The sequence below is a fragment of the Pseudomonas eucalypticola genome, assembly GCF_013374995.1.
Classification (GTDB): Bacteria; Pseudomonadota; Gammaproteobacteria; order Pseudomonadales; family Pseudomonadaceae; genus Aquipseudomonas; species Aquipseudomonas eucalypticola.
This window is the reverse complement of record NZ_CP056030.1, coordinates 2,346,797-2,373,128: the sequence shown is the minus strand read 5'-3', so window position 1 is coordinate 2,373,128 and position 26,332 is coordinate 2,346,797. Positions and strand designations below refer to the sequence as shown.

Below are 26,332 nucleotides of genomic sequence, written 5' to 3'. Positions count from 1 at the left end.
CCGCCAGCGCACTGGCGGGGGGAACGCAGCAGGAATCAGGGCGTGACGGCCTGGGTAACGAAGCCGATTTTTTCCAGGCCGCCGGACTGCGCCGCGGCCATCACTTGCACGACCTTTTCGTAGGGCGTGTCACGCTGGGCCCGCAGGTGCAATTCCGGCACCGGCTGGCGCGCAGCGGCCTCGGCGATCAGCGCCGGCAGTTCGGCATCGCTGATGTCGCGATCGTCCCAGTGCAGGTGGCCGCTGTTGTCCAAAGCCAGGTCCACCGCCACCGGCGGCTTGTTGTCCTGCTGCGCCGCGGCGTGCGGCAGGTCGATCTTGACGCTGTGCTGGATGGCCGGCACGGTGATGATGAAGATCACCAGCAGCACCAGCATCACGTCCACCAGCGGCGTGGTGTTGATCTCCGGGTTGAAGCTGTCGTCGTCCAGCTCGTCCTGCAAGCCACCGGCCATCAGACGTACTCCGCGCGGGCACGGGGCATGGCCCGCTGCGGTGCCTGCCCCGCGGGAGTAGCGCGGGCGCCGATCACCAGCAGGTCATGCAGCTCGAAGGCGAACTTGCCCAGCTCGGCCAGGGTCTGCTTGTTGGTGCGCACCAGCAGGTTGTACGCCAGGGTCGCGGGGATGGCCACGGCCAGGCCCAGGGCCGTCATGATCAGGGTTTCGCCCACCGGGCCAGCCACCTTGTCGATACTGGCATCACCGGTCAGGCCGATCTTCATCAAGGCGTGGTAGATCCCCCACACGGTGCCCAGCAGGCCCACGAACGGCGCGCTGGAACCCACGGTGGCCAACACCGCCATGCCGCCTTGCAGGCGCGCGCCCACCACCAGGGTGGCCTGGCGCAGGGCACGGCTGAGCCATTCGCTGAACGGCGGCGGGTTCATGCCGCTGTCCAGGGCTTCGCGGTGCTGGCTGGCGGCGCTGACGCCGGCATGGCCCAGCGCCCCGTAGGCCGGATCGGTGGCCAGTTGGCGCAAGCCATCACTCACAGTGGGTGCGGCCCAGAACGCGGCCAACAGGCGCGGCGAGCGCAGGCGGGAAAGCCCCAGGCGCACCAGTTTGTCGGCGATCACGTACCAGGACGCCAACGACATGGCCAGCAGCATCAACGCTACGCCACGGGTCACGGCGTCGGCCTGCCCCCACAGCATGTCCAGGCCCAGGGAAGTGTTTTGCATGGTGTAGTCCTCGTCAATCGTCAGAACGCGCCCGAGCGCCACCCTGGCGAGGCCGCCGAGGGGGAGTCCGGGGTTGGGTAAAGGGGTGTGGAGGTCAGCTGTCCAGCTGAAAGCGCAGGGGTACGATCACGTACACCGAGAGCGCGTGGCCGTCTTCGCGGTAGGGCTTGAAGACGGCAGCACGCGCCGCCGCCCTGCCCGCCTCGTCGAGGCTGCCGAAGCCCGAAGAGCGCACCACATCGATACGCCCCGGCTTGCCGGTTTCGTCCACCAGCACCCGCAGGATCACCGTGCCTTCGTTGCCATCCTCGCGGTCACGGTCCGGGTACTGGGGCTCGGGGGCACGCACGTATTCCACGCCATGGGTGATGGTTTTCGGCGGCGCCGGGGGTGGCGCGGGTACAGGGGCGGCGGCCGGTGCTGCGGTTGGCGCGGCGCTGGCCACAGCCGCTGCGGGTGTCGAAGCGGGTGTGGGCACCGCCACATGGCGCGGCGCCGGGGCTTTGGCCACCGGCTTGGGCGCCGGCCGTGCCACCGGCGTGGGCGGCGGTGGTGGTGTTAATGGCGCGGCAGGGGGTTGCGGGGCGACGGCGGGCGCAGGCGCAGGCTCGTTGATCACCGAAGCGTAAATGGTCCGCGGTTGGCTCACCGCCAATGGCGCGGGGGCCTGGTGGGCAAACCAACTGATCACCAGCACATGCACGGCCACCACCGCGGCCACCTTCACGGCGCGTGCCGGCAACGGTTGGCGGCTGAGGGTAAACGGCTGGGCCGTGGTCAGGGCTGCTTGCATGGTGTGGCTCCTCACTGGCCTCGATGCCAGGTACTGCGGTCCGGTCCTCGGGACACCGGCCTGGGGCAGGTGTTGCGGAATGTGCGGGCACTATAGGAATCGCAGATGACAGCGCCGTGACGCTTGTGAGGGATTTTGGTAAGGGTTTTGTGACATATGCCTGTGTGAGCGCCTGGACCGCCTTGTTTGTTGACTTGAAATGGCATCAAGTCCGTTAGGGGCCTGGCTTGGTTTTTCTGGCGTCCTGGAGACCGAGCGCCGCCCGCGCGGCGCTGGCGCTTGAGAACACCCTCACATTGGGGATGGCAGCCCGGCCACGGGCGCATCCACTGAGCTGCCGTGCACGCTGCAGGCCTGGTCTACAGGGCCTGCAGCGCAGGCTCAGCCCTGGCGCGCGGCGCACTCGGCTCCTTCAGCAGCACGAAATAGGCCAGCGCCGAACACGCCGCCACCACCGCACTGATCACGAACGCCGATGAAAACGAACCGCTGTGCTGCACACTGAACCCCGTCAGGATCGGCGCGATGGACCCCGCCAGGTACCCGCCGAAATTCTGGATCGAGCCAAATGAAGCCACCCGTTCCGACGGCACGATGGTGTTGACGATCATCCAGGCGGTGGCACTGGAAATATTGATGAAGAAAAGCGCTGCGCACAGCAGCGCCACGCACGCCACCACATTGCTCACGAACGCCACTACCAGGGTAAACAACGCGCCGCCCAGCAGCCCGGTGATGATCACCAGCTTGCGACTGGCCAATACCCGCATGCCGCGGGCCACCAGCCGGTCACAGGCTTTGCCCGCCACTACGGTGCCGGCGGCGCCAAACAGGTACGCCAACGACACCACCCACGCCGTGCGGTACAGATCCAGGCCGTGCTCGCGCTCGAAATACCCTGGCATCCACGTCAGGTGCAGCCAGATCATGTAGATCACGCCCATGAAGCCCAGAAACGCGCCCCAGGTATTGCGGTCACGCAACAATGCCGACCACCGCAACCGCGGCACCGCCTGGCGCGCTGCCGGTTGCGGCTCGGCACGCCCGGTCTCGGCCAGGTACTGCGCCTTGCTCTTGTAGAACACGAACCAGCACACTGCCAACACCAAGCCAATGGCGCCCGTCAGCACGAACATGCCGCGCCAGCCAAGGTGCACCATGAACAATGTCAACAGGGGCGGCGCCAGGCACGGGCCAATGCACGTCGCCGACCACACCCACCCCGTCGCCGTGCCTCGCTCCTGGGTATCGAACCATTCCGAGAGAGCCTTCGCCGCCGATGGGAACACCGGCGCCTCGCCGATTCCCAGCAGCACTCGCATGCCCAGTAAATGCGCGAACCCGCTGAACAGACCGAACGCGGCCTGGGCCAGCGACCACAGGATCAACGACCCCCCCAGCGCCACCTTGCTCCCGAGCCGGTCGATCAGTGCACCCATGGGCAACTGCGAAAACGCATAGGCCAGGGAAAATGCCGACAGCAGAAAGCCCATCTGCGTGGGGCTGATGCCCAGGTCGTGCTGGATAGAGGTATTGGCGATGGACAGCGCGCTGCGATCCAGGTAGTTCACCACGCCGATCAGGAACAGAAAAACGATGGTCAGGGTCTTGAAGCTTTTTATTGTTTTCATGACACGCCTCTGTGAGCGGTAGGCCCCGAACGCGAGCGCGTGGGGGCTCCTGCACTTTAGAGAGGGGTGGCGGGTTTGCCCAATGACAACATTCGATTGGGCGATAACGCGCGGTTATCGACGGCCAGTGATTCACCGCACCATGTCGCCAATTGCTCGATAGCGGCGGCCACGTCCTGATCCCAACCGAACCCTGCATTCAAGCGAAAACAGTGATCGTAGCGCCCGTCCGTGGCGAAGATGTGCCCCGGCGCGATGCCGATCCCCCGTGTTCGGGCCTTGATGAACAGCTCCCTGACATTCAGCGCACCCGGCGGCATCTGTACCCACAGCACATACCCGCCTTCGGGCTCCGACACCTGCGTGCCAACCGGAAAACTGTACACTACCGCTTCGCGCAGCTGCCGGATCTGCGTGGCCAATGTGCTGCGCAATCGGCGCAGGTGTGCGTCGTAGCCACCATTGCAAAGCATCTCGGCAATTGCCCGTTGCGGGGGTATCGAGGTGCCCATGCTGGAGGTGTATTTGAGCATCATCAACCGGCGGCTGTGCTGGCGGCTGTAAACCCAGCCTATGCGCAGGCCCGGCGCCAGGGTCTTGGAGAAGCCGCTGCACAACAGCGCGTTGGGGCTGAAGGCCAGAAACGGAAACGGGCGCTGTTCACCGAAAGCGGTATCGCCAAAGATGTCGTCCTCGATGATGACGATTCCGTGCGCGTCGGCGCTCGCCGCGATGACAGCCTTGGCGGGGCTGGGAATGCTTTTGCCCAATGGGTTGTTGATGTTGGCCAAGGTGACGAAGGCGTTCACAGCCCGGTTTTCGAACAAGGCGAGCAGACGGTCTACGTCAACGTACCCGGCGGCGCCGGCAGGCACCTCCACCACGCGCAGGCCGAGGCTCTGGAGCATGTGCAGCAAGACAAAATAGCAGGGCGATTCGACGGCCACCGCATCACCTGCGCTCAGGGTTGCGCGCAAGGCCAGTGACAGGGCTTCGATGCAGCCGTTGGTGATCAGCAGGGCGTCGGGGTCCAGGTTGCAGCCATGGTGCAGCGCACGGCGGACAATCTCGGCTTTGAGCGGCGGATAGCCCGTGCCCTTGACGGCGGTGCCCAATACCGCCGGTTTCGCCTGGCTGGCCTTGCGCAGCAACACGGCCATTTTTTCCAGCGGGTACAGGTCGCTGCTGCCGTTGGCCAGGTCGAGCCGCACGCGGCACTCGCTGCCCACGAGGGCCAGGTGCAGTTCGGTCTGTTCGTCCAGGGGGGCGATGACCTTGGCCTGGTCATGGCGGGCCGCCGATGCCTGGGCGACGAAAAACCCGGACTTGGGCCGAGCCTCGGCGTAGCGCTGGTTTTCCAGGGTGCGCAGCGCGTTCAGGGCAGTGGTCTGGCTGACACCATACTGCGCTGCCAGCGTGCGCACCGACGGCAGGCGAGTACCAGGCTGCAGTGCGCCGCTGTCGATGGAGACCTTGATCCGCTCGGCCAGTTGCCGGTAGCGCGCGGCCTGCCAAGCCTCCTGTGATGTCATCTGTACTGCCTCTAATTCACGGGATCTGTGTATCGTCGGCACGCTACGGCGGCCCTAGAATCGAGTCAAGCGAACACGCTATCAGTGATACAAGGAATGCTTCATGCGCTTGACCGACAGAATACTCGCCCTCGCCGTGGTGGTGGCCTGGGGCATCAACTTCGTGGTGATCAAGGTGGGGCTGCATGGCATGCCGCCCTTCCTGCTAGGGGGCCTGCGCTTTGCCCTGGTGGCATTTCCCGCCGTGTTCTTCGTCAAACGCCCGGCCGTTCCGCTCAAGTGGCTGCTGGCCTATGGCATGACCATCAGTTTCGGGCAGTTCGGCTTTCTCTTTCTCAGCATCAAGCTGGGCATGCCCGCCGGGATCGCTTCGCTGATCCTGCAGGCCCAGGCGTTCTTCACCATGCTCCTGGCGGCCCTGCTGCTCTCGGAAAAACTCCACTGGCACCATGTGGCGGGCATGTTGATCGCCGGCGTGGGCATGGGGTTGCTGGCCAAGGCCGGCGATGCCAGCGCGCAGGCCCAGGCGTTGCCGCTGTTGCCCTTGCTGCTGACCTTGGGCGCGGCGGTCGCCTGGAGCTTGGGGAATGTCACGAACAAGGTGATCGCGCGCCAGCATCCCACCTCGATGATGTCGCTGGTGGTCTGGAGCGCACTGGTACCGGTGATCCCGTTCCTGGCCTGTTCCTGGCTGGTGGATGGCCCCCAGGTCATGCTGCAGAGCGTGGAAAACCTCTCGGCGCAGACGGCCTTTTCCCTAGTGTACCTGGCATTCCTGGCCACGTTGTTCGGCTACGCCGTGTGGGGCCAATTGCTCAAGCGCTACGAAGCCTGGCGCATTGCGCCGCTGTCGCTGCTGGTGCCGGTAGTCGGCCTGGTCAGCGCCAACCTGCTGCTGGGCGAAACCCTGTCCGCTGCGCAGGTGGCCAGCGCCCTGGTGGTGATCGCCGGCTTGCTGGTGAACATGTTCGGCGGCGCCCTCCCCCGGCTGCTGGCCGCCCGGGGCTAAGGGCGACTAGACGATGGGCCCGGCCGTCCGGAGCCGAGGCGGCAATGCGTTGAGGCGGCGACTTATTAGTTTTTCATCTATCCAAGTAGCAACTGGTGATTTTTACGATATAAAAAATGTTGCTATGGTGCCGTCGTCCCATCACGCACCTGGCCTGCCATGCCTGCCTATCTCGACGCTGCACACCAGCACGGCATCACCGCCCTGCAACGTACCTGGACCGCCCGCACCGACTGGCCCACCTGGCTATTGCTGCTGGGCACCTACGCGGGCTGGTTCGGCCTGATCCACTACGGCCCCAGGCTGGGTTCCGGGGTGACCCTGGTGTTGCTGGTTCCGCTGATCACCCTGTGGATGTCGCTGCAACACGAATTGCTGCATGGCCACCCTACGCGCCTGCCCTGGGTCAACAAGCTGCTGGGCTATGCCCCGTTCGCGCTATGGTACCCCTATACCCTGTACCGCGACGGCCACCTGCTGCACCACCGTGACGCCGAGCTGACCCGCCCCAGGCGCGACCCTGAAAGCCGCTATGTCGACCAGAGCGCCTGGGCCAGCAGCGGTGGGCTGGCGCGCAGGCTGCACTGGTTGAACAAGACGCTCTGCGGGCGTTTGCTGGTGGGCCCTGCGCTGGCGCTGGCGAGCTTGCTGGTCGCCGAAGCCACTCGCCTGCGTCAAGGCGTGGTCCAGGCCTGGCTCATGTGGCTATGCCACGGGGTGTGCGTGCTGGCCTTACTGGCGTTCGTTCACAGCCAGGGCGGTATCGGCGTACTGGGCTACGTCACCGCCAGCCTGCTGGCGCTGGCCCTGTCGATGGTGCGTTCCTATTACGAGCACCGTCCGGCCCAGTCCCCGGAACAGCGCTCGGTGATCAACGAAGCCGGCTGGCCCTGGCGCTGGCTGTTCCTGAACCTCAACCTGCACCTGGTGCACCACGACCTGCCCGGCCTACCCTGGTATTACCTGCCGCGGGTCTACCGCCAACGGCGAGAAGACTGGCTGCGCCGCAGTGGCCATTTCCTGGTGCACGGCTACGGTGAACTGTTTCGCCGCCATGGCCTGCGCCCCATCGACAGCCCACTGCACCCCTGGCACTGAGGAGCCGCGCATGATCGCCGAACTGCCGATGTACGTGGCGCCGACCCAGGTGTTGCAGGCCAGTGAGCGCTGGCTGGCCCATACCCTGCGCGTGCTGGGCATCGGCCACCGCCAGCGGGACGACGAGCCCCTTGAACAGCTATGGCTCAACCCGCGCCTGCTGATCGGCCAGACCTGCGGCTACCCCCTTGTCACCCGCCTCAAGGACAGGGTTCGGGTGATTGGCCGGCCCTGTTTCGACCTGCCCGATGCCCAGGGTGGCGAGCATTGCAGCCTGCTGGTTGTCCACCATCAGGCGTCATGGCAGCACCTTGCCGACCTGCGCGGCAGCCATGCGGCGGTCAACGGCGAGGACTCCAACAGCGGCATGAACCTGCTGCGCCATGCCGTGGCACCGCTGGCCCGCGACGGACGATTTTTCGCCCGGGTAAGCATCAGCGGCAGCCACCGCGAAAGCCTGCGGCGGGTGGCGGCCGGCCAGGCCGACCTGGCCGCCATCGATAGCGTGACCTTTGCCTACCTCAAGCGCTTTGCGCCTCAAACGGTAGCGCAGGTGAGGGTATTGGGGCGGACCGTGAACAGCCCGACGTTGCCGTACATCAGTGCCCACAACGACGTGCCGGTGGCCGATCTGCTCGACGCGCTGAACAGCGGGCTGCGCAGCGACCCCGAGATAACGGACACCTTGGGCATCGTACAGGTGCTGCCAGCGCGCCTGGCCGATTATGAGGTGGTGCAACGCTACGAGACGCAAGCGGTGCAGTGGGGGTACGCCCGGCTGGATTGAAAGCCAGCGCCTACGGCCGTTGCCGGTCGCCCAGTGCTTCGATGAACGCCTGCGCCGACCACCCCGGTACCTCCCCGCGCCGCGTGATGATGCCATAGTCATCCAGCACCAACGGAAATGGCAGGTTCAACCGCGTCAGCCTGCCCGCGCGGATGTCCGGCTCGACCATGGACTCCGCCAACATGGCCAGCATGGGCGCGGTCTGCAGCAACTGCAGGGTGGTCTGCATCGAAATGGTTTCCACGGTATTGCCCGGCGACTGCATGCCCGCCTCGGCAAATGCGCGCTCCAGCCGGGCACGCATGGGGGTGCCCGAGGGGTAGACGATCCACGGCCACTGCCCCAGTTCAGCCAGCGGCAGATCGCAATTGCCCGCCAGCGGGTGCTGGCTACCGGCGACCAGGCATAGCGGTTCCGGGGCCAGGGGCTGGAAGTCGAACAGCTGCCGATGGCGGTCCAGGGTGAAGCGCGCGACTACCAGGTCCAATTGCTTGTGTTCGAGCATGGTCAACAGGTTGGCGCTGGTGCCCTCCAGCACTTCCAGGGTCAGCAGCGGCCACCGCTGTTTGACGGCGACAATGGCCTGGGGCAAGGCCAGGGATGTGGGGGCGAAGATGGTGCCGATTTTCAACAGGCCGTGGCCACCCTCGCGCAGGTCGTTGACCTGGCCGACGAAATGGCGCGCGTCATTGAGGGCGATCTGCGCGTAGCGCGCCACGTGCAGCCCCAGGTCGGTGGGCTGCAGGCTGCGCGGCAGGCGCTGGAACAGGTCGAAGCCGAGCATTTTCTCGGCCTCGCGCAGCATCTTGCTCACCGCCGGCTGGCTGATGTTCATTTGCTGGGCAGTGGCGTGCATGTTCTGGGTTCGGGCCAGGGTGTCGATCAACACAAGGTGGCGGAACCGCAGCCAGTTGCACAATTGGTTGTAGGACACCTCGGCCATGCGATAACCCCTGGTTATTGAAAGGTGAGAATAACTCATTGGCGATTATCGGCAAGACGATCTAGTGTCTATTCTTCAAGGGCATTCCAGCGGCTGTTTTCAACGCAGCATGGCCGAGTTGGGATGCATTCCATACAGAGCCCAAGCGGATGTGCTTCATAACAACAAGGACCTCCCCCATGAGCCTCGCTGACAAACGTGTGTTGATCACGGCCGCTGCCCAGGGTATTGGCCGTGCCTCGGTATTGGCCTTCCAGCAGGCCGGCGCCCACGTCATCGCCACCGACCTGAACATCGACGGCCTGCGCGATGTGCCGGGTGTTCAGGCACTGGCCCTGGACGTCACCGACCCCGCCGCCATCCTGGCCGTGGCCGAACAGGTGGGCACCGTCGATGTGCTGTTCAATTGCGCGGGCTATGTGCACAGCGGCAGCTTGCTGGAGTGCGACGAGCAAGCCTGGCAGTTCTCCTTCGACCTCAACGTCACGGCCATGTACCGCATGATCCGCGCCGTGCTGCCGGGCATGCTCGCCGCGGGCAGAGGCAGCATCGTCAACATGGCCTCCGTGGCCTCCAGCGTGAAGGGCGTGCCCAACCGCTTCGCCTATTCGGCGAGCAAGGCGGCGGTGATCGGCCTGACCAAATCCGTGGCCGCCGACTACGTGGCCCAGGGTATCCGCTGCAACGCTATCTGCCCCGGCACCGTCGACTCGCCCTCCCTGCGCCAGCGCATCGCCGACCAGGCCCGCGCCGAAGGTCGCAGCGAGGCCGAGGTGTACCAGGCCTTCGTGGCGCGCCAGCCCATGGGCCGCCTGGGCACGCCCGAGGAGATCGCTCGGTTGGCCCTGTACCTGGGCTCGGAGGCCAGCGCCTATACCACTGGCGCTGTCCATGTGATCGACGGCGGCATGAGCAACTAGACTTTTTCCCACCCGACCCGAATCAGGAAGTTTGCGATGAAATTGCTGCGCTACGGCCCCAAGGGCCAGGAAAAACCCGGCCTGCTGGACGACCAAGGGCAGATCCGCGACCTCAGCGGCCATGTCCCGGACATCGGCGGTGCCCAGCTGGAACCGGAAAGCCTGGCCAAGCTGGCAGGATTGCAGGCACGCAGCCTGCCCCTGGTGCCGGGTACCCCGCGCATCGGCCCCTGCGTGGGCCAGGTGGGCAAGTTCATCTGCATCGGCCTGAACTATGCCGACCACGCTGCCGAATCGAACATGGCGGTGCCCAGCGAACCGGTGATCTTCAACAAATGGACCAGCGCCATCTGCGGGCCCAACGACGACGTGGAGATTCCCCGAGGGTCGAAGAAAACCGACTGGGAAGTGGAATTGGGCGTGGTCATCGGCAAGGGCGGACGCTACATCGATGAAGCCAATGCCTGGGAGCATGTGGCCGGCTATTGCGTGATCAATGACATTTCCGAACGCGAATGGCAATTGGAGCGTGGCGGTACCTGGGACAAGGGCAAGGGCTTCGACACCTTCGGGCCCATCGGCCCGTGGCTGGTGACCCGCGACGAGGTGGCCGACCCGCACCAGCTGGACTTGTGGCTGGAGGTGGACGGCCACCGCTACCAGGACGGCAACACCCGCACCCTGGTGTTCCAGATCCCGGCGCTGATCGCCTACCTCAGCCGCTGCATGTCGCTGCAGCCCGGCGACATCATTTCCACCGGCACGCCACCGGGGGTGGGCTTGGGCGTCAAGCCCGACCCGGTGTTCCTCAAGCCCGGCCAGGAGATGCGCCTGGGCATCGCCGGGCTGGGCGAGCAGCGCCAGCGGACCGTGCAGGCCGATTAAGGTGCTTTGCCATCCCCCTGTGGGACCGGGCGAAGCTCGGGAAAAGAACACCGCGCCGTATCAGCCTGCCCGCGGTGCCGGCTTCCCGAGCTTCGCCCGGTCCCACCGTAGGCGGCGGCGCCGGCCGTGATGCCCCCGCACAGCGAACAACGACCGTTACGTTCATAACAACAAGGAACACCCCATGCGTATTCTGATCACCGGTGGTACCGGTTTCATCGGCAAGCAACTGGCCCAGCGCCTGCTCGACCTCGGCACCCTGGCCCTCGACGGCCAGGCCCCGCGCACCGTCGAACGCATCGTGCTGTTCGACGCCTTCGACGGCGAAGGCGTACCCAGCGACCCCCGCCTCGAGGTCGTCACGGGCGACATCAGCGATGCTCCCACCCTGGCACGCATCACCGACGGCATCGACCTGGTGTGGCACCTGGCGGCCGTGGTCAGCAGCGCCGCCGAGGCGGACTTCGACCTGGGCATGCAGGTCAACCTGCACGGCCTCATGACCCTGCTTGAAACCCTGCGCCAGCAAGGCCGCGCCCCACGCCTGGTGTACGCTAGCGGCTTCGCGGTGTTCGGCGGCGTGCTGCCGCACGTGGTCAACGACGACACCGCGCTCACCCCGCAATCGTCATACGGCATGCAAAAGGCCGTGGGTGAACTGCTGGTCGCCGACTATGCGCGCAAAGGCTTCATCGATGGCCGCGTGCTGCGCCTGCCCACCATCGCCGTGCGGCCCGGCAAGCCCAACAAGGCAGCGTCGACCTTCTTCAGCTCGATCATCCGCGAACCGCTGGCGGGCTTGCCGGCCGTGTGCCCGGTGCGCCCCGACACCCCGGTGTACCTGTCCTCCCCACGCCGGGCGGTCGAATCGATGCTGCTGGCCATGACCCTGGCCCCCGAAGCCCTGGGCAACCAGCGGGTGATTCCCCTGCCCGGCCTGACCACCACCGTCGCTGACATGGTCGCGGCCCTGGAACGGGTGGCCGGCCCTGACGCCGTGAAGCTGATTCGCTGGGAGCCGGACGCAACCATCCAGCGCATCGTCGAAAGCTGGCCCAGCCGGGTCGAAGCGCCCTACGCGCGCTCGCTGGGGTTCAAGGCCGACCCGGACTTCGACACCCTGATCCGCGCCCACATCGAGGACACCGCCGCCCATTGATGCGACAACGTTCAGAGCCGCCCCCACAACAATAACAAGGCGAGGCCACCCGACATGAACCCCGTATCGGACATCGAAAAACAGACCATCAGCCGCGTCACCAAACGCCTGGTGCCCTTCCTCATCCTGCTGTTCGTGGTCGCTTTCCTGGACCGCACCAACGTCGGCTTCGCGGCCCTGAAGATGAACGAAGACATCGGCATCAGCCAGGCCATTTATGGCCTGGGGGCCGGGATATTCTTCCTTGGCTACTTCGTCTTCGAAGTGCCGAGCAACATCATGATGCACCGCTTCGGCGCCCGGGTCTGGATTGCCCGCATCATGGTGACCTGGGGCCTGATCGCCTCGGCCATGGGCCTGTTGCAGACCGCCGGGCACTTCATCACCCTGCGGGTGTTACTGGGCATCGCCGAGGCGGGCTTCTTCCCCGGCGTCATCTACCTGCTGTCGCTATGGTTCCCCAGCCGCTACCGGGCCCGCATGATCGCGACCTTTTACCTGGGCGTGCCCATCGCCCAGGTGATCGGCGCGCCGCTGTCGGTGGGCCTGATGCAACTGGGTGACAGCCTGGGCGTGGTGGGCTGGCGGCTGATGTACCTGGCCGAAGGCATACCGGCGATGGTGCTGGGGGTGGTGTGCTTCTTCTACCTCACCGACCGCCCGGCGGACGCCCATTGGCTGAGCCCTGAACAGCGCTCGTGGCTGATCAACACCCTGGACCGGGAGGAGCGCGACAAGCCCCTGGCCGTGGATGCCGGCCTCAGCAAAGGGCAGATGATTCGCCGTGCCCTGGGCAATCGCCAGGTGTGGATGCTGGCGCTGGTGTACTTCGGCATCACCTCAGGGTCCAACGCCATGAACTTCTTCCTGCCGAGCGTGCTGCAGTCGTTTCGCGCCTCGTTCGGGCTCGACCTGGGGCTGATGCAGAACGGTCTCATTACGGCCATTCCCTATGCCCTGGCCGCGGTGGCGATGATCCTTTGGAGCCGCCGTTCCGACCGCCTGCAGGAACGTCACTGGCATGCCGGGGGCGCGGCGTTGCTGGCATCGATTTCCATCGCCCTGGCGCTGCTGATCAACCAGCCGTGGATCATCGTCATCGGCTTCGTGCTGTTGGCCATCGGCGTGTACAGCGCCATCAACGTGTTCTGGGCCGTACCCGGGCAAGTGCTGACCGGGGTCGGTGCGGCGGCCGGCATCGGCCTGATCAATTCCATCGGCAACCTCAGCGGCTTTTCCGGGCCGTACCTCACCGGGCTGCTGTACACCACCACCGGCAGCTACACCCCGGGCTTCCTGGTGATCGCCGCGCTGGTCGGCGCGGCAGGCATCGGCATGATGCTGATGCCCCGCCAACCAGTGCCGGCGGCCAGTCGCCCCCTGATTGGAGACAAGGCATGAGCCTCCCCGAGATCGCCTTCATCGGCACCGGCATCATGGGCGCGCCCATGGTGCGCAACTTGCTGCGCGCCGGTTACCCGGTGCGCGCCTGGAACCGTTCGCCAGACAAAGCCGCCGCCCTGGCCGCCGACGGCGCCCGGGTGAGCGACAGCGCCCAGGCCGCCGCCGAGGGCGCCGACGTACTGGTATGCATGCTCAGCGACGGCCCCACCTGCACTCAGGTGCTGTTCGGCGATCACGGCGCCACCGGCGCGCTGCGCCCGGGGGCGCTGGTGATCGTCATGAGTTCGATTCCCGTGGACACCGCCACCGAGCATGCCCGCCAATGCGCCGAACGTGGCCTGGGTTACCTGGACGCGCCGGTGTCCGGCGGTGAGCGGGGCGCCCGCGAGGCCAGCCTGGCGATCATGGTGGGCGGTACCCCCGACGCTTTCGACCAGGGCCACGCGGTGCTGTCAGCCCTGGGCCGCCCTGTGCGCGTGGGCCCTGCCGGCAGCGGCGAACTGGCCAAGCTGGTGAACCAGCTCATCGTCGCCAGCACCATCGCCACCGTCGCCGAAGGCCTGTTGCTGGCCGAACGCGGCGGCGCCGACCCGGCCAAGGTGCGCGAGGCACTGCTGGGCGGCTTCGTCGACTCGCCCATCCTGCGCCAGCACGGCCAGCGCATGCTTGACGCCGACTTCACCCCCGGCGGCCCTAGCAAGTGGCAGCTCAAGGACACCCGCACCGCCCTGGCCCATGCCCAGCGCCTTGGCCTCAACCTGCCAGTGGGCACCCTGGTGGACAGCCTGTTCGCAGCCTTGGTGGACGCCGGCGATGGCGACCTGGACCACGCTGCGCTGATCCGCCAATTACGCCGCCACAATCACTTGCCTCTTTGACTTTCCGGAGCCTGCCATGAGCACTACCCCACCCCGTCGCCTGCGCAGCCAGGACTGGTTCGATGACCCGGCCCATGCCGACCTCACCGCGCTGTACACCGAGCGCTACATGAACCAGGGCCTGACCCGCGCCGAGCTGCAGTCCGGGCGCCCGATCATCGGCATCGCCCAGACCGGCAGCGACCTCACCCCCTGCAACCGCCACCACATCGAGTTGGCCAAGCGGGTCAAGGACGGCATCCGCGATGCCGGTGGCATTCCCATGGAGTTCCCCGTGCACCCCATTGCCGAGCAATCGCGCCGGCCCACCGCCGCCCTGGACCGCAACCTGGCCTACCTGGGGCTGGTGGAGGTGCTGCACGGCTACCCACTGGACGGCGTGGTGCTGACCACCGGCTGCGACAAGACCACCCCGGCCTGCCTGATGGCCGCGGCCACCACCGACCTGCCGTCGATCGTGCTGTCGGGCGGGCCCATGCTGGACGGTTGGCACAAGGGCCAGCGCATCGGCTCCGGCACCGTGCTGTGGCACGCGCGCAACCTGCTCAGCGCTGGCGAGATCGACTACGAAGGCTTCATGGAGATGACCACCGCCGCCTCGCCCTCCATCGGCCACTGCAACACCATGGGCACGGCGCTGTCGATGAACGCGCTGGCCGAAGCGCTGGGGATGTCGCTGCCAGGCTGCGCCAGCATCCCCGCCCCCTACCGCGAGCGGGGGCAAATGGCCTACGCCACCGGCCTGCGCATCGTCGAGCTGGTACGTGAAGATGTACGGCCGTCGCAGATCATGACCCATGCCGCATTCGAGAACGCCATCGCCGTAGCTTCGGCCCTCGGCGCGTCCACCAACTGCCCACCGCACCTGATCGCCATCGCCCGCCACAGCGGCATCGACCTGAGCCTGGACGACTGGCAACGGGTGGGCGAAGACGTGCCACTGCTGGTCAACTGCATGCCGACCGGCGAGTACCTGGGGGAAAGTTTCCACCGCGCCGGCGGCGTGCCCGCGGTGATGCACGAACTGGCCAAGGTCGGCCGCCTGCACCAGGACTGCCTTAGCGTCAGCGGCCGCAGCATGGGCGAGATCGTCGCCCAGGCGCAGACCGTAGACCGCCAGGTGATCCGCGGCTACGAAGACCCGCTCAAGCACCGCGCCGGTTTCATCGTGCTCAGCGGCAACTTCTTCGACAGCGCCATCATGAAGATGTCGGTGGTGGGCGAGGCCTTCCGCAGCACCTACCTCAGTGACCCACAGCAGCCCAACTGCTTCGAGGCGCGCGCCATCGTGTTCGACGGCCCCGAGGACTACCAGGCGCGCATCAACGATCCCACCCTGGACATCGACGAGCGCTGCATCCTGGTCATCCGTGGCTGCGGGACCGTGGGCTACCCCGGCAGTGCCGAGGTGGTGAACATGGCGCCCCCGGCCGAGCTGATCAAACGCGGCATCGACTCCTTGCCGTGCCTGGGTGACGGCCGCCAGAGCGGCACCTCGGCCAGCCCGTCGATCCTCAACATGTCGCCGGAAGCAGCGGTGGGCGGTGGTCTGGCGCTGCTGCGCACGGGCGACCGGTTGCGCGTGGACCTCAACAGCCGCAGCGTCAACCTGCTGGTGGACGATGCCACCCTGGAGGCCCGACGCCAGGAAGCCTTGCCCGCCATACCGGCCTCGCAGACGCCGTGGCAGGAGCTGTACCGGCAACTGGTGGGCCAACTGTCTACCGGTGGCTGCCTGGAACCGGCCACCCTGTACTGGCGGGTGATCCCGGAAAACGGCGCGCCGCGCCACTCTCACTGACCCCAAGGAATGGCCATGCACCTGACAATCGACAATTCCCTGCCCCATGACTGGGCGCACGCGACCCTGATTGGCCGCGCATGGCTGCCGGCCCCCGTTGCTGGCCCGGCCGTGGTGCTGATTCGCGAAGGCCGCGTGCTGGATATCACCGCGCGCTTTGCCACCGTCAGCGACCTGCTGGAGCAGGAAGACCCGGTAAGCGTATTGAGCCAGGCCCCAGGCACTGACCTGGGGAGCATCGAGGCGTTGCTGGCCAACAGTGGCGAGCAGCGGGACGCGGGCCAGCCGTCACTGCTGGCGCCCATCGACCTGCAGGTGATCAAGGCCGCTGGGGTGACCTTCGCTGCCAGCATGATCGAACGGGTCATCGAGGAAAAGGCCGCGGGTGATGCCGGCCAGGCCGAGCGCATCCGCGCCTTGGTACACGAGGTGATCGGCGATAACCTGCGTAACCTGCAGCCCGGTTCACCCGAGGCAATGCGGCTCAAGCAGGTATTGATCGACCAGGGCATGTGGTCGCAATACCTGGAGGTCGGCATCGGCCCCGACGCCGAGATTTTCACCAAGGCGCCGGTGCTGTCGGCCGTAGGCAGCGGCAGCGCGGTGGGCGTGCACCCTGGCTCGCACTGGAACAACCCCGAGCCCGAAGTGGTGCTGGTGGTCAACAGCTGTGGGCGCATCCAGGGCGCGACCCTGGGCAACGACGTCAACCTGCGCGACTTCGAAGGCCGCAGCGCCCTGCTGCTGGGCAAGGCCAAGGACAACAACGCCTCCTGCGCGCTGGGACCTTTCATTCGCCTGTTCGACGGCTCGTTCGATCTGGACACCGTGCGCGGCTGCGAAGTCGGCCTGCGCGTGGAAGGCTTGGACGGCTACGTGTTGCAAGGCCGCAGCGCCATGGCCCAGATCAGCCGCGACCCGCAGGACCTGGCCGGCCAGGCGTTGAACGCCAACCACCAATACCCCGACGGGTTCGTCCTGTTCCTGGGCACCCTGTTCGCCCCCACCGACGACCGCGACCAGCCCGGCCAAGGCTTCACCCACAAGCCCGGTGACCGCGTGAGCATCCACAGCCCGGCCCTGGGCGGCCTGCACAACCGCGTCAGCACCAGCGACCAGGCCCCCCCGTGGCAATTTGGCGTGGGTGCGCTGATGCGTAACCTGGCGAAGCGGGGGTATCTCTGAGTGCAAGGCGAGGCGGACCGGGCAATGGAGCAGGCATAACTGGCCCGAAACAGAGGTGGGACTGGGGGGGGGGCGCCGAGCCCTTGCCCGGGAAGCGCCGCGCGGGCGGCGCACGGTCTCCAGGGCGCTGGAGAAACCAAGGCATGCGCCTGGAGGCCCTGACCCAATCTCCAGGCGGACAATCAAGGCGGACCAGGCAATGGCACAGCCATAACTGGCCCGAAACAGATGTGGGACCGGGCTTGCCCGGGAAGCGCCGCGCGGGCGGCGCACGGTCTAAAGGGCGCTGGAGAAACCCAAGCCATGCACCTGGAGGCCATGATGCGGTTTCATGACTGGCTTTCAGGGGCCCGCTGGAGATCTCATCATGGCCACCAAGCGCTAGTCGATGGTGTTGTAGCGCCCTTGAGACCGCGCGCCGCCCGCGCGGCGCTTCCCGGGCAAGCCCGGTCCCACATCTGTTTCGGGCCAGTTATGTCTGTGGGATTGCCTGGACCGCCTTGTTGGTTTGGCTGGGGATTGGGTCAGGACGGCCAGGTGCATGGCTTGGGTTTTTCCAGCGCCCTTGAGACCGCGCGCCGCCCGCGCGGCGCTTCGCGAGCAAGGGCTAGGCGCCCACCTCGCTCCTACATCTGTTTCGGGCCAGTTATGCCTGTGCCATTGTCTGGTCCGCCTTGTTGGTTCGCCTTGGGATTGGGTCAGGGCAGCTAGGTGCATGGCTTGAGGCTTCTGGCGCCCTTGCGACCGTGCGCCGCCGGCGCGGCGCTTCCCGGGCAAGCCCGGTCCCACATCTGTTTCGGGCCAGTTATGTCTGTGAGATCACTTGGTCCGCCTTGTTTGTCTGGCTTGGAATCGGGTCAGGGCCGGATCTTCAGGGCGCCAGCAGCCCAGGCAGCAGGCGACGCCTGCCTCATCAAGCCACCGGCAACCGCAGATTCAGCCGCAAGCCCGGGTTGAGGTTCTGCGCCCACAATTCACCACCTTGCAGTTGCACCCGGCAGCGGGCGATGGTCAGGCCCAGGCCGAAGCCGTCGCCCCCAGGGCGGGAGGCATTGAGGCGGGTGAAGGGTTCGAAGATGCCTTCCAGCGACTGCTCGGCCACACCGGGGCCCTGGTCGTCGATCCACAGGTGCCAGTGGTCCGCTTCCCGCCGTCCACCCAGGCGCACCTGGCCGGCGGCCGGGGAATGGCGGATGGCGTTGCGCAGGATGTTTTCCAGGGCCTGGGCCAGGCCGTTGAGGTGGCAGCGCACCCAGCACGGGCCACCCAGTTCATTGGGCAACTGCTCGGGCGCCCAGCCGGACTCGAAGCAGGCATCTTCGCGCAGCATTTCCCACAGGGTCCCCACTTCCAGGCTGTCCAGGGCCAACTGCGGCCGCTCGGTGTCCAGCCACACCAGCTCCAGGGTGTCGTCCACCAGTTGGCGCATGCACTGGACTTCCCGCGCCAGGCGTTGGCGCAGGGCCGGGGCGTCGGCGTCGCTTTCCACCGCCACCTGCAGGCGGCTCAAGGGCGTGCGCAGCTCATGGGACATGTCGCGCAGCAGTCGCCGCTGCAAGGCCACCGTCTGCTGCAAACGGTCCGCCATGTGGTCGAAGGTGCGGCCCAGGTCGCCCAGTTCGTCACCGCGACGGGTGATGACCGCGGGCAGCCGCGTTTCCAACCGCCCTTCACGCAAGGCGTTGGCATGGGCATGCAGGTGGGCCAGGGGGCCGATCAGCAGGCGATACAGCAGCGCGCCGATCAGCAAGGACAGTGCCGCGGGCACCAGCCAGTGGGCAAGCAGTTGCCAGCTCACGGACATGCCAGGCACGAAGCGGTCGGGTAACTGCAACACCAGTTGGCCGCCACCGGGGTCGATGGGGAACGCCACCTTGATCAGCAGCGGCCCTCGGGCACGGGCACTCATGGCCCAGTCGATCTCGCGGGCGAAGCCCAGGGCATGACGCTCGCGTGGGTTGAGCCGGTGCCCGTCCAAGGGGCGCATGTCTGGCCCCAATACCACGGCCCAGCCCGGTTCGCGCGCACTGAAGCGCTGTTGCCATTGGCCCAGTGCGGCCGGCCCGCCGGCACTCCACACGGCTTCAGCCTCGGCGGCATAACCACGCAGGGTTTGCTGGGCGTCGTCGGATAGCCGGTACCCTTCGCGCTCGAAGTGCATGCCCCAGGAACGGCTGAGCCAGATCACCAGCAGCATCAAGGTGGCCAGCAAGGCACACAGTTTCCACAACACCGAACCGCGGCCCGGCACTTTCATGCCTGGGCGGCCTTGAGCACGTAACCCTTGCCCCATACCGTTTCGACCCGGCCGTCGAAACCCACTGCAGCCAGTTTGCGCCGCACATGGCTGACATGCAGGTCCAGTACGCGGTCCTGCAGGGAATAAGGCCGGTGCAGCACGCGCTGGTAGAGGAATGTCTTGCTCAGCACTTCCTCGGGGTGCGAAAGCAGGGTTTCCATCAACCGGAATTCCACGGGGGTGAACCCGGCCCGGGCCGCACCCAGGCACATGTCCTGCACGCCGTCATCACACCGGCGCAGTTGGCCGTCCTCGGCACTCGCCGGGGCCGAGCGTTCGTAGGCCACCCGGCGCAGCACCGCGTCGATGCGCACGTCCATCTCGCCCATGCTGAACGGCTTGGGCAAGTAGTCGTCGGCGCCCTGGCTGAACCCGATGATGCGGTCCTGCTCGGCGCCCAGCGCCGACATCAGAATCACCGGCACGGTAAAGCGCTGGCGCAGCTGACCCAGCAACTGCAGGCCATTGCTGCCGGACAGCAGGATGTCCATCAGGATCAGGTCGAAACCCTGCCACTGCTGTGGGGCATCGGTGCCTGGCGCACCATCCCACAGGGTCACCTCAAAACCGCGCTTGCGCAGGTGCTGGTGCAAATGGGCGGCGAGCAGGCGATCGTCTTCCACGGCGAGGATCCTCGTCGTGGTGGCAGGTGGGGTAGCAATCACAGGGTAACTCTCGAAAAAAACGGGAAGGCGGGCAGACCATAACGATGCAAATTGTAATTATTATCAACTGAGAAATGACCAAGCTTTACGAAATTTACAGTTCTTTTGGCCCGGCGAACCCTGCCCAGCCAGGCGGAGGTAAATTTTGTAAATAAGATTTATTAACAATTACGACTGCCTATTATCGCACCCCGTCTGGACAACCGCCCAACGCCGCTCAGGGAAAGAAGCGGCGCCGGTTCCACATTTCAACGGGAGTATCGTCGTGGTTTTTCGTGCATCACTGAGTCGCCTTTCAATCGCCATCCTGGCGGCCTCTGTGTCCCCTGCCCTGTTGGCCGACACCACCGCCAGCAACACCGGTGCGGCGAACGCCGTGGATGACCAGGCCATCACCCTGGACAACACCATGGTCACCGCAGAAAAGGAGCTGAAACAGGCACCGGGCGTGTCGATCATCACCGCCGACGATATCCAGAAGGCGCCCCCGGTCAACGACCTGTCGGACATCATCCGCAAAATGCCCGGCGTCAACCTCACCGGCAACAGCGCCAGCGGCGTGCGCGGCAACAACCGGCAGATCGACATTCGCGGCATGGGCCCCGAGAATACCCTGATCCTGATCGACGGCCTGCCGGTGGAGTCGCGCAACTCGGTGCGCTACGGCCGTACCGGCGACCGCGATACCCGCGGCGACACCAACTGGGTACCGGCCGATGAAGTGCAGCGCATCGAAGTGGTCCGTGGCCCGGCCGCGGCCCGCTACGGCAACGGCGCCGCCGGCGGCGTGGTGAACATCATCACCAAGCAGCCCACCCAGGAAACCCACGGCAATTTCAGCGTGTACACCGACATGCCCAAGGACAAGGACGAAGGCGCTACCAAGCGCGCCACCTTCGGCCTCAGCGGGCCGCTGACCGACAACCTGACTTACCGGGTATACGGCAACCTGAGCAAGACCGACCGCGACAGCACCGACATCAACGAAGGCCACGAAGCAGCGGGCGAATCCGCCGCCTCCGGTGCCGAGGGTGTGCGCAACAAGGACATCAACGGCCGGCTGACCTGGAAGCTGGACGAGCGCCAGAGCATCGACTTCGACGCCAGCTACAGCCGCCAGGGCAACATCTACGACGGCGACAACCAGTACAACCAGAGCCTGACCAGCAAGAAGGCCGCCAGCGCCGCACCTTGGGTGGGCCGTGAAACCAACGTCATGTACCGCAACAATTTCGCCATCACCCATAATGGCGACTGGGACTTCGGCACCAGCAAGTTCTACGTGCAGTACGAGCACACCCGTAACCGCCGCCTGGACGAAGGCCTGACCGGTGGCGTGGAAGGCACCATCGACTCCACCGACTTCACCACCAGCAACCTGCAGAACTACCTGGCCCACGGCGAATTCAACATTCCGCTGAGCACCCGCCTGCCGCAGACCCTGACCCTGGGCGGCGAATGGAACCGCCAGGAGCTGGATGACCCGGCTTCCACCAGCCAGGCCCTGTCGTCGGGCAGTTACTACAACGGCACCACCTCGGCCGATTCCATTGCCGGGCTGGCCTCCGGCACCCGCAGCAGCAAGTCGGCGGCCAACATCGGTTCGCTGTTCGCCGAAGACAACATCGAGCCCTGGGCCGGCGCCACCCTGACCCCGGGCGTGCGCATGGACGACCACACCGATTTCGGCGTGAACTGGTCGCCCAGCCTGAACATGACCCAGAAGCTCAACGACGAGTTCACCCTGAAGGCCGGTATCGCCCGCGCATTCAAGGCGCCGAACCTGTACCAGCTGGACCCCAACTACCTGTTGCTCAGCTCTGGCAACGGCTGCCCGATCGGCAGCACCGGCAGTTGCTACATCCAGGGCAACGACAACCTGAAAGCCGAGACCAGCGTCAACAAGGAAATCGGCCTGGAGTTCAAGCGCGAGGGTTGGATCGCCGGCCTGACGTTCTTCCGCAACGACTACCACAACAAGGTGGTGGCCGGCACCGACATCGAGGGTTACTCCTCGGGCGGCAACATGATCCTCAAGTGGGAAAACGCCAAGAAAGCCGTGACCCAGGGCTTTGAAGCCAACCTCACCGTGCCCCTGGCCGACAACCTGAGCTGGACCACCAACGGCACCTACATGCAGGAAAACAAGGACCTGGACACCGGTAACGTGCTGTCGATGATTCCCAAGTACACCGTCAATTCGATGCTGGACTGGCAGGTCAACGACAAGTTCTCGACTCAGTTGAGCATTACCAGCTTCGGCCGCCAGAAGCCGCCGACCGTGGGCACCACCAAGGTCGATGCCGCGGGGGTGAACACCGAAGAAGTGGGCGCCTACAGCCTGGTCAACATCAACGTTGGCTACCAGTTGACCAAGAACGTGCGCCTGGGCGCCGGCGTGAACAACATCTTCGACAAGAAGCTGTACCGCGAAGGCAACTCCAACAGCGCCGGCGCGGCGACCTACAACCAGCATGGCCAGGCGGTGTACGCCAGTGTATCGACCTCGTTCTGAGCCTTTACAAATGTACCAATTTGTAAAAAACAGAATGATTCTCATTGCATCTTGATATGATCCAGGCCCCCTGCCACCGTCAGGGGGCTTGCCCACCTTCAACATGGAGTCTTCGATGAAACAACGCACTAGCGCGCGGTCCCCTGCCAGCCAGCTCTGCAAGCTGGCCTCGCTGATTGGCCTGATGAGCCTGGGCATGCAAGCCGCCATGGCGCAATCGGCCTTCGATGCACCGGACCCGAACTACCAGGGCCAGATCATGGCCATGCCGGCCAACGGCGGTGCCGTCACCGCCGGCAGCGACGTGCAACTGATGGGCCGTGGCTTCAAGCCGGGCCAGCACATCACCCTGCTGCGCGGCACCACCGTGCTCAACGCCGACGCCTACGTGGCCGACAGCGAAGGCCAGTTCAAGGGCGCCCTGAAGGTGCCGGCCGACGCCGCCGTGGGCCAGCAGCCCATCATCGTCAATGTCACCAACCCTTCGGCCGCCGCCGTGCTGCCGCTGAAGGTCTCGCCCGTGGTCCCCCTGTCGGGCACCGAGCGCTTCAAGCTGACCAGCAGCAAGCTGGTGCCGGGCCTGTACCAGTCGGCCGTCAGCGACAAGACCGGCGCGATCTTCGTCACCTCCGCCGTGGGCCGCCCACCGGTGACCGAATCGCAATTGCTCAAGCTCAACCCCAAGACCTTGGCCATTGAAGCCAAGGTTACCCCGGCTGCCGCCCCAGGCAAGGAACCCGGCGCCGTCTACGCCGTGTACGGCGTGGGCGTGGACGACCGCAATGGCACGGTGTGGGTCACCAACACCCGTCAGAACAGCGTGGCCGTCTACCGCCAGTCCGACCTGAGCCTGGTCAAGCAGTTCGCCCCGGACACCGTGGCCCATGCCCGCGACGTGGTGGTCGACACCGAACTGGACAAGGCCTTCGCCGGCGCCACCGGCAGCAACACCATCGTCATGTTCGACGCCGGCAAGCAGGCCGTGGAACGCACCATCGAGATCAAGTCGGCCCAGCGTGGCGAGCGCGCCGCGTCCTTCACCGTGGCCAGCCTGCACCTGGATGCCAAGGCCCACAAACTGTACACCGTGAGCCTGAGCACCAACGAAGCCGCGGTGATCGACGCCAAGACGGGCAATGTGGAAAAGGTCTTCCCGATCGAAGGCGTGAAAACCGCCATGGGCGTAGCCTACGACGCCAAGACCAACCGCCTGTTCGTGGCTGCGCAGAACAGCGACAATCTGGCCATCGTCGATGTCGCCAGCGGCAAGACCCTGCACCTGGTGCCGACTGGCGCCGGCCCGCTGAACGTGACCTTCGACCCGAACAAGCGCCTGGCGTATGTCAGCAACCGGGGTGCCGGTACCGTGACCGTGGTCGACCCCGACGGCAAGCTGGTCGCCAACCTGGACGACGGCACCTTCCCCAACCACGTGACCGTGGATGCCAAGGGCACCGTGTACGCGGTGAACAAATCCAAGGGACCTGACGACCAGAACGGCGACCGCATCACCCGTATCACGCAGGTGCGTTGATGCCCTGGGGGGGCCGACGTGCTCGGCTCCCCACTGTTTGCGCCCTCTCCCGTGGGGGCAGCGCCCTACGACTCTGCCGCGACCACCTTGCGGCTACCCAGCCATTTGCCTACCAGCACCACCAGCACGGCCCCTGCCCCGCTCACCGCCCAATGCAACCAGGGTAACGGTGCCAACGGCGGGAACAAGGCCAGGTCTTGGCTGGCCATGGAACCGGCGATCCAGCCGATCAGCGCGGCGCCTGCCTGCACCACCACCGGGAAGCGCTCCATCACCGCCAGCACGAACCGGCTGCCCAGCACAATGATCGGGATGCTGATCAGCACGCCCGCCGCCACCAGGTACAGGTTGCCGTTACCCGCCCCTGCGACCGCCAGCACGTTGTCCAGCGACATCACCACATCGGCGACGATGATGGTCTTGATGGCCGTCCACAGGCGCGTGCCACCATCGATGTCCTCGGCGTCATCGTCGCGGTTGGCCGCCAGCTTGATACCCACCCACAACAGCAACACCGCGCCCACCAGTTTCAGGTAGGGCACGGCCAGCAGTTGCAGGGCGAAGAACAGCATCACCACCCGCACCGCGACAGCCCCCGCCATGCCGCCGTAGATGGCCTTGGTTTGCAGGGTCTTGGGCAGGCGCCGGCAGGCCATGGCGATGACCACCGCGTTGTCACCGCCAAGCAACAGGTCGATGGCGATGATCTGGGCCAGGGCGGTCCAGAAGAAAGGGTTGCTGAGCCACTCCAAGGGCATACCTCAATGAACGAACAGGGGAAAAATACCAGTCACCAGCGACACCGCCAGCAGGATCACGCAATTGACCAGCGACCAGCGAAACGTGAAACGCTGGTTCTCGGCATAATCGAGCTTGAGCATGCTGACCACCAGATACGTCGAGGCCACCAGCGGGCTGAGAATGTGTACCGGCTGACCGACCAGCGAGGCTCGGGCCATTTCCATGGCCGTGATGCCATGGGCATGGGCGGTCTGCGCCAGAATCGGCATGATACCGAAATAAAACACATCGTTGGACACCAGCCAGGTCACCGGGATGCTGATCAGGGCGGTAATCACGGCCATGTACGGGCCGAACCCATCGGGTATCACGTGCAGCAGGCCCTGGGCGACGGCATTGGCCATGCCCGTACCGTTCAGCACACCGGTGAATACCCCCGCCGCGAAAATCAGGCTGGCCACCGCCAGAATCGCCGGCGCATGCAATTCCAGTTGCGCCTGCTGGTCCTTGAGCCGCGGGAAGTTCACGACCATGGCCAGGCACGCCGCCACCATGAACAGGTAGCTCAGCGGCAGCACCTCCAGGCACAGGGCCACGATCAGCCCCGCAGTCAGCACCCAGTTGAAGCAGAAACGCCAGCCGCTGCCACAGCGCTCGGCCTGGTGGTCGGCGAAATGGCCGTTGAGGTCGATGGCGCCGCCCAGTCGCGCGCGTTCGCGGCGGCCAAACAGCCAGGCCAGTACGAAGGTCCAGGCCAGGCAGGCCACCAGCGCCGGCAGCATGGGCACGAACATCTCGCCCACGTCCACATGCATGGCGGTGGCGGCCCGTGCAGTGGGGCCACCCCAGGGCACCATATTGCCCAGCCCCGCCACTTGCAGCAGCAGACAGCAGACCATCGGCAGCGACAACCCCAGGCGCTTGTAGATGGGCAGAAACGCCGACAGCACGATCATGTAGATGGTGGCGCCGTCGCCGTCCAGGGCGACGACGCAGGCCAGGGCCACGGTGCCGACGAAAATCTTCACCGGGTCGCCACGCACCGCGTTGACGATACGCGTCACCAGCGGGTCGAACATCCCGGCTTCGGTCATGGTGAGGAAATACAGCATGGCGAAGATCATCAGCACGCCATTGGGTGCGACCACCTTGACGCCATCGAGGATGTACGTGCCCAGTTCGTCGTAGAAGCCGCCGATCAGGGCGAATACGGTGGGGATCAGGATCAGGGCGGTGAGCGCCGAGAGCTTCTTGCTCATCAGGAAAAAGATGAAGCAAGCCAGCATGATAAAACTCAGCATCATGAGCATGAGCAAAAGTCCTGTTTCTTATAATTGTACAGGCAGTGGCCCTGGCGCCCGGCGCCAGGG

At 65.7% G+C, this 26,332-nt stretch carries 22 protein-coding genes; 12 read left to right on the top strand and 10 right to left on the bottom strand.

The window, feature by feature from the left end; all coding sequences use genetic code 11:
* Nucleotides 1–35: 35 nt before the first annotated feature.
* The 5 genes from HWQ56_RS10960 to HWQ56_RS10940 all read right to left on the bottom strand — a co-directional run bounded on the left by HWQ56_RS10960 (nt 36) and on the right by HWQ56_RS10940 (nt 5,139).
* On the bottom strand, nt 36–455 hold the full coding sequence (locus HWQ56_RS10960; RefSeq protein WP_176570482.1) for an ExbD/TolR family protein: 420 nt from the start codon (nt 453–455) through the stop codon (nt 36–38).
* A complete protein-coding gene (locus HWQ56_RS10955) occupies nt 455–1,183 on the bottom strand; it encodes a MotA/TolQ/ExbB proton channel family protein (protein WP_176570481.1) in 729 nt (242 codons plus the stop codon). The genes HWQ56_RS10960 and HWQ56_RS10955 overlap by 1 nt, the downstream gene beginning before the upstream one ends.
* A 94-nt stretch (nt 1,184–1,277) precedes the next feature.
* The gene (locus HWQ56_RS10950; RefSeq protein ID WP_176570480.1) at nt 1,278–1,976 is read right to left on the bottom strand and encodes an energy transducer TonB; all 699 of its coding nucleotides are present in this window, start codon (nt 1,974–1,976) and stop codon (nt 1,278–1,280) included.
* Nucleotides 1,977–2,335: 359 nt separating this feature from the next.
* Entirely contained in the window at nt 2,336–3,607 is a 1,272-nt protein-coding gene (locus HWQ56_RS10945; RefSeq protein ID WP_158158207.1) for an MFS transporter, read from the bottom strand.
* Between the two features lie 56 nt (nt 3,608–3,663).
* Nucleotides 3,664–5,139 carry an aminotransferase-like domain-containing protein gene (locus HWQ56_RS10940; protein WP_176570479.1) on the bottom strand — a complete coding sequence of 492 codons (1,476 nt, stop codon included), beginning with the start codon at nt 5,137–5,139 and terminating at the stop codon, nt 3,664–3,666.
* Nucleotides 5,140–5,242: 103 nt separating this feature from the next.
* On the opposite strand from HWQ56_RS10940, the gene HWQ56_RS10935 reads away from it, so the two are divergent.
* The 3 genes from HWQ56_RS10935 to HWQ56_RS10925 all read left to right on the top strand — a co-directional run bounded on the left by HWQ56_RS10935 (nt 5,243) and on the right by HWQ56_RS10925 (nt 8,033).
* Nucleotides 5,243–6,148, top strand: a complete 906-nt coding sequence (locus HWQ56_RS10935; protein ID WP_158158205.1) for an EamA family transporter — start codon at nt 5,243–5,245, stop codon at nt 6,146–6,148.
* A 159-nt stretch (nt 6,149–6,307) separates the two neighbouring features.
* Entirely contained in the window at nt 6,308–7,246 is a 939-nt protein-coding gene (locus tag HWQ56_RS10930) for a fatty acid desaturase (RefSeq protein ID WP_176570478.1), read from the top strand.
* Nucleotides 7,247–7,256: 10 nt separating this feature from the next.
* Nucleotides 7,257–8,033, top strand: a complete 777-nt coding sequence (locus HWQ56_RS10925; RefSeq protein ID WP_245217834.1) for a phosphate/phosphite/phosphonate ABC transporter substrate-binding protein — start codon at nt 7,257–7,259, stop codon at nt 8,031–8,033.
* A 10-nt stretch (nt 8,034–8,043) separates the two neighbouring features.
* Here HWQ56_RS10925 and HWQ56_RS10920 read toward each other — a convergent pair whose 3' ends face one another.
* A complete protein-coding gene (locus tag HWQ56_RS10920; RefSeq protein WP_176570477.1) occupies nt 8,044–8,976 on the bottom strand; it encodes a LysR family transcriptional regulator in 933 nt (310 codons plus the stop codon).
* A 179-nt stretch (nt 8,977–9,155) separates the two neighbouring features.
* Between HWQ56_RS10920 and HWQ56_RS10915 the strand changes: the two genes are divergently transcribed.
* The 7 genes from HWQ56_RS10915 to HWQ56_RS10885 all read left to right on the top strand — a co-directional run bounded on the left by HWQ56_RS10915 (nt 9,156) and on the right by HWQ56_RS10885 (nt 17,208).
* The gene (locus tag HWQ56_RS10915; protein ID WP_158158202.1) at nt 9,156–9,896 is read left to right on the top strand and encodes an SDR family oxidoreductase; all 741 of its coding nucleotides are present in this window, start codon (nt 9,156–9,158) and stop codon (nt 9,894–9,896) included.
* 36 nt (nt 9,897–9,932) lie between these two features.
* Nucleotides 9,933–10,781 (top strand): ureidoglycolate lyase, encoded by an 849-nt coding sequence (locus tag HWQ56_RS10910; RefSeq protein ID WP_176570476.1) that lies wholly within the window; start codon nt 9,933–9,935, stop codon nt 10,779–10,781.
* Between the two features lie 184 nt (nt 10,782–10,965).
* Complete coding sequence (denD, locus tag HWQ56_RS10905; protein ID WP_176570475.1) at nt 10,966–11,940, top strand: D-erythronate dehydrogenase; 975 nt, start codon at nt 10,966–10,968, stop codon at nt 11,938–11,940.
* Between the two features lie 54 nt (nt 11,941–11,994).
* On the top strand, nt 11,995–13,341 hold the full coding sequence (locus HWQ56_RS10900) for an MFS transporter (RefSeq protein ID WP_158158199.1): 1,347 nt from the start codon (nt 11,995–11,997) through the stop codon (nt 13,339–13,341).
* A complete protein-coding gene (locus HWQ56_RS10895) occupies nt 13,338–14,222 on the top strand; it encodes an NAD(P)-dependent oxidoreductase (RefSeq protein ID WP_176570474.1) in 885 nt (294 codons plus the stop codon). Before HWQ56_RS10900 ends, HWQ56_RS10895 begins: the two co-directional genes overlap by 4 nt.
* Nucleotides 14,223–14,238: 16 nt before the next feature.
* Nucleotides 14,239–16,023: an IlvD/Edd family dehydratase gene (locus HWQ56_RS10890; RefSeq protein WP_176570473.1), complete on the top strand. Its 1,785-nt coding sequence runs from the start codon at nt 14,239–14,241 to the stop codon at nt 16,021–16,023.
* Between the two features lie 9 nt (nt 16,024–16,032).
* A complete protein-coding gene (locus HWQ56_RS10885; protein WP_176570472.1) occupies nt 16,033–17,208 on the top strand; it encodes a fumarylacetoacetate hydrolase family protein in 1,176 nt (391 codons plus the stop codon).
* 913 nt (nt 17,209–18,121) lie between these two features.
* Here the strand turns inward: HWQ56_RS10885 and HWQ56_RS10880 are convergent.
* Nucleotides 18,122–19,465, bottom strand: coding sequence for a sensor histidine kinase (locus HWQ56_RS10880; protein WP_176570471.1), 1,344 nt, complete (start codon nt 19,463–19,465; stop codon nt 18,122–18,124).
* Nucleotides 19,462–20,169, bottom strand: a complete 708-nt coding sequence (locus HWQ56_RS10875) for a response regulator transcription factor (protein ID WP_176572382.1) — start codon at nt 20,167–20,169, stop codon at nt 19,462–19,464. The genes HWQ56_RS10880 and HWQ56_RS10875 overlap by 4 nt, the downstream gene beginning before the upstream one ends.
* Nucleotides 20,170–20,470: 301 nt before the next feature.
* On the opposite strand from HWQ56_RS10875, the gene HWQ56_RS10870 reads away from it, so the two are divergent.
* On the top strand, nt 20,471–22,687 hold the full coding sequence (locus HWQ56_RS10870) for a TonB-dependent siderophore receptor (RefSeq protein WP_425331958.1): 2,217 nt from the start codon (nt 20,471–20,473) through the stop codon (nt 22,685–22,687).
* Between the two features lie 115 nt (nt 22,688–22,802).
* Nucleotides 22,803–24,221: a YncE family protein gene (locus HWQ56_RS10865; RefSeq protein ID WP_176570469.1), complete on the top strand. Its 1,419-nt coding sequence runs from the start codon at nt 22,803–22,805 to the stop codon at nt 24,219–24,221.
* Nucleotides 24,222–24,286: 65 nt separating this feature from the next.
* Here HWQ56_RS10865 and HWQ56_RS10860 read toward each other — a convergent pair whose 3' ends face one another.
* Nucleotides 24,287–24,979: a TerC family protein gene (locus tag HWQ56_RS10860; RefSeq protein ID WP_158157944.1), complete on the bottom strand. Its 693-nt coding sequence runs from the start codon at nt 24,977–24,979 to the stop codon at nt 24,287–24,289.
* 3 nt (nt 24,980–24,982) lie between these two features.
* Complete coding sequence (locus HWQ56_RS10855) at nt 24,983–26,272, bottom strand: CitMHS family transporter (RefSeq protein WP_158157945.1); 1,290 nt, start codon at nt 26,270–26,272, stop codon at nt 24,983–24,985.
* Between the last annotated feature and the right edge of the window lie 60 nt (nt 26,273–26,332).